Below are 11,122 nucleotides of genomic sequence, written 5' to 3'. Positions count from 1 at the left end.
CGCAAACGAAGTCCGGGCTCCGTTCACCGGCTCGATCCGGCTTCAGGAGGGAGACTAGCGCCGCGCCGGCCTGCTTTTCCAATTACAAAGATTTAAAGTTTTCGCGGGCGGCATGGCCACATTCGCGGCTCCTGCGCCAGATTTTCGCCCAAAAAACGTCGCGTCCGCCAAGCCACGGGCCGGCTTGGCGCGACCCTGGCGGGCGCCGCGCAAAGTCGTTGCAAAAGCCTGGAATTTCAGTCGATGTCGGCCACGTCTGCGGCGCCGCCATAGACGCGCTGGGCCAGCGCCGCTTCCATGAACTCGTCCAGGTCTCCGTCGAGCACGCCCTGCGGGTTGGTGCTCTCGGTGCCGGTGCGCAAGTCCTTGACCAACTGGTAGGGCTGCAGCACGTAGGAGCGGATCTGGTGGCCCCAGCCGATCTCGGTCTTGGAGGCGGCTTCTTCGCTGGCGGCTTCCTCGCGCTTCTTCAGCTCCGCCTCGTAGATCCGCGCCCGCAGCATGTCCCAGGCCTTGGCCTTGTTCTTGTGCTGGGAGCGTTCCTGCTGGCACTGCACCACGATCCCGGTCGGAATGTGGGTGATGCGGACCGCCGAGTCGGTGGTGTTGACGTGCTGGCCGCCGGCGCCCGACGAGCGGTAGGTGTCGATGCGGCAGTCGCTCTCGTTGATGTCAACGACGATGGTGTCGTCGATCACAGGATAGGTCCAGATGCTGGAGAACGAGGTGTGGCGCCGCGCCTGGCTGTCATAGGGCGAAATGCGCACCAGCCGGTGGACGCCCGATTCGGTCTTCAGCCAGCCATAGGCGTTGTGGCCCTTGACCAGCAGCGTGGCCGACTTGATCCCGGCTTCCTCGCCGTCGTGGATTTCCATCAGCTCGACCTTCATGCCGTGCTTCTCGGCCCAGCGGGTGTACATGCGCAACAGCATGTTGGCCCAGTCCTGGCTTTCCGTGCCGCCGGCGCCGGAATGGACTTCCAGATAGGTGTCGTTGGCGTCCGCCTCGCCCGAGAGCAGCGATTCGATCTGCTGGCGGGTGACCTCGGTCCGCAGCGCCTTGAGCGCGGCCTCGGCCTCGCCGACAATCGCCGTGTCGCCCTCTTCCTCGCCCATCTCGATGAGTTCGAGATTGTCCGAGAGCTGCGCTTCCAGGCGCTTCAGACCGTTGATCCCGTCATCGAGCTGCTGGCGCTCGCGCATCAGCTTCTGGGCTTCCTGGGGATCGTTCCAGATCGCCGGATCCTCGGCCTTGGCGTTCAGCCAATCGAGGCGTTTCTGAGCAGGTTCCCAGTCAAAGATGCCTCCTCAGCAGGCTTATGGCCTGCTTGATTTCGTCGACAACGACCTGGGTTTCCGCGCGCATGGGATAGGGCTTCCGTGTGGTTTCAGACAGTGTTTGTGCCAAGGCGGGCGGACCATAAGGTCCCGTCCCGGCGATGTAAAGCCGGTGTCACCGCTGTTTTTAAGGCCGCAGGCGGGCTCTTCAGTAGAGCCCGCCACTGCCAGTGGTGACAGCCTGGTTGGCCTGCGGCGAGATCGTGGTGATGGCCTCGCCGGTGGCATAATCCTCAAGACCGATGACCGAGTAGACATCCGACGGCCCGGTGCCCGGCTTGAAGGCTTCCATGATCACGTCGGCCTCTCCCTCGAACGCCTGCATGCCGGTCTTGCGGTTGATGGCGATCAGCTTCATGCCCTCGGGCACACGGAAGTCGGCCGGCCTGGTGCCTTCAAGCGCAGCCTGCATGAACTCGTTGAACACGGGAGCCGCCAGAGCGCCGCCCGTCGAGCCGCGGCCCATCGGGGTCGGATTGTCAAAGCCGATGAACACGCCCGCCACCAGGTCGGCGGTGTAGCCGATGAACCAGGCGTCCTTTTCCTCGTTAGTGGTGCCGGTCTTGCCCGCGGTCGGGCGGTCGAGATTGACCTTGCTCGCGGCGGTGCCGCGGGTGACCACGCCTTCCATCATCGAGGTGATCTGATAGGCCGTCATCGGGTCGAGCACCTGCTCGCGGGTATCGACCACTTCCGGCTCTTCCTGGGTGAGCCAGGCCGAGGCGACGCAGGCGTCGCAGGTCCGCTCCTCGTGCTTGAAGATGGTCTTGCCGTAGCGGTCCTGGATGCGGTCGATCAGCGACGGCTTGATCTGCTTGCCGCCATTGGCGAGCACCGAATAGGCCGAGACCATGCGCATCACCGTGGTTTCGCCGGAGCCGAGCGACATCGCCAGCACCGGGAGCATGTCGTCATAGACCCCGAAGCGCTCGGCATATTCGGCGACCAGGTTCATGCCCATGTCCTTGGCGAGCCGCACCGTCATCAGGTTGCGCGAGCGCTCGATGCCGAGCCGCAGGGTCGACGGGCCGGCGGAGCCGCCGCCATAGTTCTTGGGCTTCCAGATCTCGCCGCCGGAGACGATTTCGATCGGCGCGTCGAGGATCACCGAGGCCGGCGTGTAGCCGTTGTCGAGCGCCGCGGCATAGACGAAGGGCTTGAAGGCGGAGCCGGGCTGGCGCTGGGCCTGGGTGGCGCGGTTGAATTCGGACTGGGCGAAGGAGAAACCGCCGACCATGGCCAGCACGCGGCCGGTGTGCGGATCCATCGCCACCAGCGCACCCTGGATCTTCGGAGGCTGACGCAGGCGCAAGTGCTGCACGCCTTCCTTCTCGAACGGCTCGACATAGACGACGTCGCCGGGATTGAGAACCTCCGCGGCGGTCTTGACGTTGCGGGCCTTCTCGTCGGGCAGATTGAGCCGGTAGGCCCATTTCATGTCTTCGGCGAGGATGGTCCCGGTGAGGCGTTCCTCGCCCACCGCGCCCGAGACTTCAGGTTCCGGGCGGAAGCCGATCTCGACCTTGTCCTCGGCGGCCGACAGCACGACCGCGAGCTCCCATTCGGGCACGTCCCGCAGGGGATCGATTTCGCTCAGGGCCTTGCCCCAGTCGCCCGAGACGTCGATCTTCTTGACCGGACCGCGGAAGCCGCGGCGTTCGTCGTAACTCATCAGGCCCTTCTGCAGCGCCTTGCGGGCGAAGGCCTGAAGCCGGGGATCGAGCGTCGTGCGCACCGACAGCCCGCCCTCGTAGAGCGCGTCGTTGCCGTAGCGGCTGATGAGCTCGCGGCGGACTTCCTCGGCGAAGAATTCCGAGGCGAACAGATAGGAGCCGGTCTTGCGCGGCGTCACGCCGAGCGGCTGCTTCTTGGCGTCGGCGCCGTCGGCGGCGCTGACATAGCCGTTCTCGACCATCCGGTCGATCACCCAGTTGCGGCGCTCGACCGCGCGGTCGGGATGGCGGAACGGGTGGTAGTTGGAGGGCGCCTTGGGAAGCGCCGCCAGATAGGCGGTCTCGGCGATGGTGAGCTCGTTGACCGACTTGTTGAAATACGTGAGCGCCGCGCCGGCGATGCCGTAGGCGTTGAGGCCGAAGAAGATCTCGTTGAGATAGAGTTCGAGGATGCGGTCCTTCGAATAGGCCTGCTCGATGCGGAAGGAGAGAATCGCTTCCTTGATCTTGCGCTCATAGGTCTGGTCGGACGTCAGCAGGAAGTTCTTGGCCACCTGCTGCGTGATCGTCGAGGCGCCCTGCCGGGCGCCGGTGCGGATATTGTTGACGACCGCGCGGGCCAGGCCCACCGGGTCGACGCCGGGATGCGAATAGAAGTTCTTGTCTTCCGCCGACAGGAACGCAGCCTTCACCCGGTCGGGAATCGCCTGGATCGGAAGGAACAGGCGGCGCTCATGGGCGTATTCCGCCATCAGCTCGCCGGAGGCTGCATGCATGCGCGTCGTCACCGGCGGCTCGTAGCTGTTGAGAACCTCGTAGTCCGGCAGATCCTTGGAGATATCGCCGATGTACCAGGCGACGCCGGCCGCGACGATCAGGAACAGCACGGCCCCAATCCCGAAGAAATATCCAATCAATCGTATCATCAGCCAGCTACCGTTTGCTTTTCATGTTGACCAGCGGGCCAAGCGCCTCGACCCCGGCCGACCATTTCATGTGTCCGGTTAGCCCGGACAATGTGAGTAAAATAGGGCTTGCGCCCGGATTTGTTGCAGCGCGCACCGTCCGGCGCGGCACCGGGCGGGTGGTCGTTGCCAATCTGTCACACTGCCGGTCCAGGGCCGACTCCGTGCTCCCCTTATCGGCCATCATCGCCTGCCCGCCAAGATCGTTTTCCGGTAATTCTGCACCGATTGCGCCAACAGCCGGGCCGTGTCCTGCCGCCATTCCTCGTCGGTGAGCAGTTTTTCGTCCTCGCGGTTGGACAGGTAGCCCATTTCCACGAGAACCGAGGGAACATCGGGCGCCTGCAGCACCCTGAATCCGGCATGGCGCAGCGGATTGTTGATGAGCTTGACCTGCCCCTCGAAGGACTGAAGCACCTGGCGGGCGAGACCGGTGGAGAACACCCGGGTTTCGGTGCGGGCGAGATCCACCAGGATCGCGGCGACCGCCTCCGGCGCATCGTCGAGACTGGCGCCGACGATGGCCTCGTCGCCGCTTTCCTGGTCGGCCAGCGACTGCGCCAGCGCATCGGAGGCCTTGTCCGACAGGGTGTAGACGGTCGCCCCGCGCAGCGACTTGATGTTGATCGAATCGGCGTGCAGCGAAATCAGCAGATCCGCCTGCTCCTCGCGCGCCTTGCGCACCCGCGCCGACAGCGACAGGAAGCTGTCGTCCGTGCGGGTCATGGCGACGCGGATGCCGTCCTCCTGCTCGAGAGCCGCCTTGAACGCCTCGGCGAAGGCGAGCGTCACATCCTTTTCCATCGAGCCGGCCGGCCCTTCCGCGCCGCCGTCGATGCCGCCGTGACCGGCGTCGATGACGATCGTCAGCGTGTCGCTCGGGGACGCGTCGGTCTTGGCCGGGTCCTTGGCGGAATCGCTCCAGACCGATTCGGCGACGCGGGTCGAAAACGCCGCGCGGTCGATGGCGACCGCGTCGAACACCAGCCGGTGGATCGAGCCCTCGGCCTCCTCGGTGGCCTCGACAAGCTCCATGCGGGCGGGTGCGGCCAGCTCGAACACCATGCGCGCCCTGCCCTCGCCGGAACTGCCGTAGCGGAGCGACGAGACCAGCCCGCGCGGCTGCAAGGCGTCGTCCGGAAAGGCAAAGACCGTTTCCGGCAGGTCGATGACGACCCGGTCGGGGTTTTCGAGATAGCGCAGCGCGAAGTCCGGCTTGCGTTCGAAATCCAGCACCAGCCGGACGCGGTTGTCGTCGCCGGCGATTCGCGCCGCGATGGCGACGTGGCGGGACGTCCCGGCATCGTCCGGCGCGGCCCGCGCCGGCGCTGGCCAGGCGCCGGCGGCGCCGATCATGAAGGCCACAAGACAGGCGCACAGACGCGCCGCTGCCCGCGCTCCGCCGATTTTCCGATCCTGATGATTTGCGAACAACCGCATTCGCCTGCCTTGATCCTCACTCGCCGCGACTCGGCGATTTTTCCGTTGCCAACCGGCGCCCTGACGATGGCTGTTTGACGACACGGGCGGGCTTTTTGATCCGGCGCCAGTGTCGCGCAATCCGGTTAACCGTCCGTTTACCATGTTAGCCGGCGCAAAAACTTCCCCAACGGCAGTCCTCCCCGGCAATGTGCCCGGGCGAATGGTTGCAAAGATGTTTTCAGCTTGCCAGATGGCTTGTCTCGCCATAGAAGCATCATTGGGTAAGTGTATTGACGGGATAGAACTGTCACCCTTCCGGCCGCCGCCCTCAACGGGCCTACGGCGCCAGGAGTACGGATCGTCCGTCGTCTATTCAAATACCTTCCCCGGAGCTTCCGGACCACCGTTTCCATGTCGGGAACCCGATCCGTCTGCTCCTGCAAGGCAATATGGCCGAAAATGCGGCGAGGCATGTCTGCCTTTGGTCGCACCGAGGCCAGCACACTGATTAAACCCGGCGGGCGAGGGTTACCGCCACAACCTTGGCGGCGTTTTCGCCGCACACCCCGTCAGGGGTTTTCATCGGTCCGCAAGGACTACACGTAAATGAAATTCCGGCCGGCTCTTATGGTGCAAATGCGGATCTCTCCAAATGTCAACAGGCCCCGGGCGTCATCCGCCCCTGTCGACGGTCTGCTGCGCACCGCCCCACGCCGAGCACCGGAAAATCTTTTGTCCGGCGCCTGCCCAACCGACCATTCCCTGCCCCCACCTTCGGGGCGGCGGGCGATGACGTCGGAGGCGCGCCGAGGAGCTTACATTCTATGGCAGAGAAAATGCTTATCGACGCCTCCCATCCCGAGGAGACCCGCGTCGTTGTCGTTCGTGGAAACCGCATAGAGGAATTCGATTTCGAGTCTGAGCACAAGAAACAGATCCGCGGCAATATCTACCTGGCCAAGGTGACGCGCGTGGAGCCGTCGCTCCAGGCGGCCTTCGTCGATTATGGCGGCAACCGCCACGGATTCCTGGCCTTCTCCGAAATCCATCCCGATTATTACCAGATCCCGCTCGCCGATCGCCAGGCGCTGCTTCAGGCGGAAGCCGAAGACGCCGACAATGATCCCGACTTCGAAAGCGCCGACGAAGCCGAACCCGGCCCCGGCAAGGCGAAGTCCCGGTCGAAGGCGAAGCCCGCCGAGGCCGACGAGGGCAGCGACGAGGCGAAGTCCTCCAAGTCGCGCCCGCGCCGCAGCCGCCGGGGCAAGAAGACCGGCGACGAAGCCAAGGCGGACGGCTCCACTTCTCAGGACACCGAAGCCTCCGAGGCCGAGACGGACGAGACATCGGCCGCATTCGACGACACGGCGGCGGACGGCGACGGCTCGGCCACCGAATCGGGCGACGACAAACCGACCGAAATGGCGGCCGACATCGAAGCCGAGGAAATCTCCGAGCCGGTTTCGCGCCGCAAGCGCCGGAACGGCAATGACGACGACGAAAATGCCAGCGGCGATGACGACACCGTCGAATCCGTCGGCTCCGAAGACGCTATGGAAGAAGTTCCGACGCGCTCGCAGCGCAAGCCGCGCAAGCAGTACCGCATCCAGGAAGTCATCAAGCGGCGCCAGATCCTCCTCGTCCAGGTGGTCAAGGAAGAACGCGGCAACAAGGGCGCGGCGCTGACGACCTATCTGTCGCTCGCCGGCCGCTACTCGGTGCTGATGCCCAACACCGCGCGCGGCGGCGGCATCTCCCGCAAGATCACCAACCTGCCCGACCGCAAGCGTCTCAAGGAGATCGCCCGCGAGCTCGAGGTGCCGAAGGGCATGGGCGTGATCCTGCGCACCGCCGGCGCCAACCGCACCAAGGTCGAGGTCAAGCGCGACTTCGAATACCTGATGCGGCTGTGGGAAAACGTGCGCAACCTGACGCTCAAGTCCACGGCGCCGAGCCTCGTCTACGAGGAAGGCAGCCTGATCAAGCGCTCGATCCGCGACCTTTACAACAAGGACATCTCGGAGATCATGGTCTCCGGTGAAGAGGGCTACCGCGAAGCCAAGGACTTCATGAAGATGCTGATGCCGAGCCACGCCAAGGTGGTTCAGCCCTACCGGGACCTGCATCCGATCTTCGCCCGCTCCGGCATCGAGGCCCAGCTCGACAAGATGCTGCAGCCGCAGGTGACGCTCAAGTCCGGCGGCTACATCATCATCAACCAGACCGAGGCGCTGGTGGCGATCGACGTCAACTCGGGCCGCTCCACCCGCGAGCACTCGATCGAGGACACGGCGGTCCAGACCAACCTCGAAGCGGCCGAGGAAGTGGCCCGCCAGCTCAGGCTGCGCGACCTCGCCGGTCTGATCGTGATCGACTTCATCGACATGGAAGAAAACCGCAACAACCGTGCGGTCGAAAAGCGGATGAAGGATTGCCTGAAGAACGATCGCGCCCGCATCCAGGTCGGCCGGATCTCGCATTTCGGCCTTCTGGAAATGTCGCGGCAGCGGATCAGGGCCTCGGTGCTCGAAAGCACCATGCAGGTCTGCCCGACTTGCGGCGGCAACGGCCATATCCGCTCGCAGTCGTCGGTGGCGCTGCACGTGCTGCGCGGCGTCGAGGAGCATCTGCTCAAGAACACCACGCATGACATCATCGTGCGCACGACCGCCGACACCGCGCTCTACATGCTCAACCACAAGCGCGACACGGTCGTCGATCTGGAAAACCGGTTCGGCGTCTCGATCAGCTTCTCGGCGGACGAGAGCGTCGGCGCCAACCATTTCGCCATCGATCGCGGCGCAGCGGTGGAAAAGCCGGTCAATATCGATCAGATCACCGTCAATGCCCCCTCCTATCCGGAAGACGACGACGACATGGACTTCGTCGAGGAGACCGACGAGGAGAGCACGGAGACCGAAGAGGCTTCCGAAGCCAAGGCCAGCGCTCCTGCCGCCGACCGTCCCGAACGCGAAGACGGCCAGGGCAAGAAGCGGCGCCGGCGGCGCCGGCGCGGCGGCCGCAAGCCCGACGGCGAGACCGGCACCTCCGACGACCAGTCGGCCTCGGCGGACCATGGCTCCGACATGGATGACGGCGACGACGACTCCGACGATGCCGCCTCCGACGGCGATGCGCAGGCATCGGGCTCCGAGGACGGCGACAGCGACGAGCAGCGCCGCGGCAAGCGCCGCCGGCGCGGCAAGCGGGGCGGACGCCGCAATCGCGAAGAGGATGGCAGCCCGGTCTCGACTGACGCCGCCGACAATGGCGACGAGAACACCGGCGAGCAGTCCGACGCGGGTGAAGCCGCAGCGGACGAAGCCGCGGCCGACGATGAGGTCGCAGCAGACGCACCGGTAGCCGCGATGGCAACCGCCCCCGTGGCCGAAAAAGCCGAGCCGGCCGAAAAGCCCGAGAAGCCTGCCCGGCGTCCGCGCCGCACCAAGGCGCAGATCGCAGCCGAGAAGGCCGCCGAGGCGGAAGCCGCGGAAGCCGCTTCTGCCTCCGAGGAAGCTGCCGCCGACACCGCGGAAGCGGAGCCGGCGAGCGACACCGGCGAAGCTGCCGCTGAGGCCGCCCCGTCGGCGGTCGAGCCGGCCCAGGAGGCGCCTGCCAAGGAAAGCGCTGCCGACCGGCGTGCGCGCACCGACCTGGCGGCGATCGCCACGGCCCCGGTGGTCACCTCTTCTTCCTCCAAGCCCAAGGAAGAAAGCGACAAGCCCAAGAAGGGCGGCTGGTGGCAGAAGCGCGGCTTCTTTTAAGCCAAGCCGATCCGATTGACGAGAAACCGGCGGGCGACCGCCGGTTTTTTCATGTCCGGAGATGGGCAGAGGCACTACTCGCGCCCGTTCGGACATCCGGAAACGGCCGCAAGCGGTTGCTATTCCTAAATTTACTCAGAATCACGCTAGGCAGGCAGAAGTCAGCGGCTGCAGAGCCAGCCTTGCATGCGGTCGAGCGCCCGGGTCATGTCGTCATGGCTGCCGGCATAGGAAAAGCGCATGAAGCGGGCGCCGTCGACCGGATCAAAATCCCTGCCCGGCGTCGCCGCGACATGGATGTCGTTGAGCATCTGCCGGGCAAACGCCATGGAATCATTGGTATGCCCGGAGACGTCGACCCAGGCGTAGAAGGCGCCGTCCATCGGCGCCGCGAACGGCAGGGCGAGCGCCGGCAGCCGCTCGGCGAGCAAGGTCCGGTTCTGCCGGTAGCCCTCGCGCACCTCTTCCATCTCTGCGATGCCTGTGAGCGCGGCCTCGGCGGCGATCTGCGACAGTTCGGGAGGGCTGATGTAGAGGCTCTGCGCCAGGCATTCGACCGGGCGCGCCAGATCCTCGGGCAGCACCATCCAGCCGATGCGCCAGCCGGTCATGCAGAAATATTTGGAAAACGAGTTGATCACGATCGCATTGTCGGAGACCGAGAGCGCCGTCGTCTCCTCGCCGCTCCAGGTCAGGCCGTGATAGATCTCGTCGGAGATGAAGGCGACATGCCGGTCCGCGCACCAGGCGTCGAGCCGGGCGATCGCCTCCCTCGAATGCACCGCTCCGGTCGGGTTGGCAGGGCTGGCGATCAGCACGCCGGCAACGCGCGCGCCGAGGTCGCGCTCGGCCGCCTCGATGGCCTCGGGTGTCAGCGCATGGCCGGTCGAGCCGTCGACGGCGATCTCGACCACCTTGAGCCCCAGGGCCGAGAGGATGTTGCGGTAGGCGGGGTAGCCCGGCCTTGTGATGACGACGAGATCGCCGGGATGGAACAGTTGCAGGAACGCCAGGTTGAACCCGGCCGACGAGCCGGTGGTCACGGCGATGCGCCGGGGATCGAGGTCGACATCGTAGACATGCCGGTATCGCGCCGCGATCGCCTCGCGCAGGCTCCTCAGCCCGAGCGCATCGGTGTAGCCCAGGCGTCCGCTCTCGAGCGCCCGGGCCGCGGCGGCGAGCGCGGCGGCCGGAGCGGGATGGGCCGGCTGGCCCACGGCCATGGAGATGACATCGCCGCCCTCGCCCTTTAGCCGGGTTGCCTCGGCCAGGATGTCCATCGCGTGAAACGGCTCGACCGAAATCTTGCGGTGTCGTGTCAATTGCCAAACTCCATGTTCACTGCCCTCAACCGGCCTTGCCCGGGTGCATAGTGCCCCGGGCGCCGCCTGGCCAGCGCCGGAATGCCGCACCCCTGGCGGAGCCGGCCCGGGAGGCGCCGCGCCCGCGGACAGCCGCACAAATGCCTGATTGTCATGTGCATCACAAGTGCGCGAGGCTAAGGCGCGCCGGGTTTCGGCGATTGCTTTTCCCGACCAAGGCATTACCTTTCATGCGCATGACGAGGATCGAGACGATATGGTGAGCAGTTCCTGGGAATATCCCGCGAGGGTCGTCCGCCGGGCATGTGGCGCCATGACCGCCGTGGTGCTTTCGGGCGCGCTGGCGCTGCCCGCCCATGCCCAGGGCGTTCAGGTCGTCCGCGACGCCGAGGTCGAGACGCTGCTCAGGGACTACGCCACGCCGGTGCTCAAGGCGGCGGGGCTCAAGACCAGCCGGGTGCAGATCGTGCTCGTCAACGATCCGAGCTTCAACGCCTTCGTCGACGGCCAGCGCATCTTCGTCAACACCGGCGCGCTCACCGCGGCCACCGTGCCCAACGAGATCATCGGCGTGATCGCCCACGAGGCCGGGCATCTGGCCGGCGGACACCAGCAGAGGCTGCGCGAGCAGATCGCCGC

At 65.7% G+C, this 11,122-nt stretch carries 6 protein-coding genes; 2 read left to right on the top strand and 4 right to left on the bottom strand.

What is annotated here, in order from left to right; genetic code table 11:
* Positions 1-236 precede the first annotated feature (236 nt).
* The 3 genes from prfB to LL06_RS21500 form a co-directional block, all read right to left on the bottom strand.
* Positions 237-1,365 (bottom strand): peptide chain release factor 2 gene (gene prfB, locus LL06_RS21510; protein ID WP_152599718.1). Its coding sequence is split into 2 segments (ribosomal slippage): positions 237-1,295 and positions 1,297-1,365, totalling 1,128 coding nucleotides; the frame shifts between segments, so codons are not numbered across the junction.
* Between the two features lie 120 nt (positions 1,366-1,485).
* On the bottom strand, positions 1,486-3,936 hold the full coding sequence (locus tag LL06_RS21505; RefSeq protein ID WP_035531706.1) for a penicillin-binding protein 1A: 2,451 nt from the start codon (positions 3,934-3,936) through the stop codon (positions 1,486-1,488).
* Positions 3,937-4,158: 222 nt separating this feature from the next.
* Positions 4,159-5,331 (bottom strand): N-acetylmuramoyl-L-alanine amidase, encoded by a 1,173-nt coding sequence (locus LL06_RS21500; protein WP_035531709.1) that lies wholly within the window; start codon positions 5,329-5,331, stop codon positions 4,159-4,161.
* An 890-nt stretch (positions 5,332-6,221) separates the two neighbouring features.
* Here LL06_RS21500 and LL06_RS21495 point away from each other — a divergent pair.
* The gene (locus LL06_RS21495) at positions 6,222-9,161 is read left to right on the top strand and encodes a ribonuclease E/G (RefSeq protein WP_035531704.1); all 2,940 of its coding nucleotides are present in this window, start codon (positions 6,222-6,224) and stop codon (positions 9,159-9,161) included.
* A gap of 161 nt (positions 9,162-9,322) precedes the next feature.
* On the opposite strand, the gene LL06_RS21490 is transcribed toward LL06_RS21495, so the two are convergent.
* Positions 9,323-10,441 (bottom strand): aminotransferase class I/II-fold pyridoxal phosphate-dependent enzyme, encoded by a 1,119-nt coding sequence (locus tag LL06_RS21490; protein WP_052161806.1) that lies wholly within the window; start codon positions 10,439-10,441, stop codon positions 9,323-9,325.
* Positions 10,442-10,796: 355 nt separating this feature from the next.
* Here LL06_RS21490 and LL06_RS21485 point away from each other — a divergent pair.
* The coding region (locus tag LL06_RS21485; protein ID WP_244447202.1) for a M48 family metalloprotease at positions 10,797-11,122 on the top strand (326 nt) is incomplete at its 3' end.

The organism is Hoeflea sp. BAL378, from assembly GCF_000759435.1.
In the GTDB taxonomy this organism is placed as follows: domain Bacteria; phylum Pseudomonadota; class Alphaproteobacteria; order Rhizobiales; family Rhizobiaceae; genus Hoeflea.
The sequence above is the reverse complement of the archived record's forward strand: the minus strand, read 5'-3'. Positions and strand labels throughout refer to the sequence as shown.

Excerpts from the sequence above, each read along its gene's own strand:
- LL06_RS21495 (WP_035531704.1), top strand. The coding sequence starts at position 6,222 with ATGGCAGAGAAAATGCTTATCGACGCCTCCCATCCCGAGGAGACCCGC.
- LL06_RS21500 (WP_035531709.1), bottom strand. The coding sequence starts at position 5,331 with ATGATCGGCGCCGCCGGCGCCTGGCCAGCGCCGGCGCGGGCCGCGCCG.
- LL06_RS21490 (WP_052161806.1), bottom strand. The coding sequence starts at position 10,441 with ATGGACATCCTGGCCGAGGCAACCCGGCTAAAGGGCGAGGGCGGCGAT.
- LL06_RS21505 (WP_035531706.1), bottom strand. The coding sequence starts at position 3,936 with ATGATACGATTGATTGGATATTTCTTCGGGATTGGGGCCGTGCTGTTC.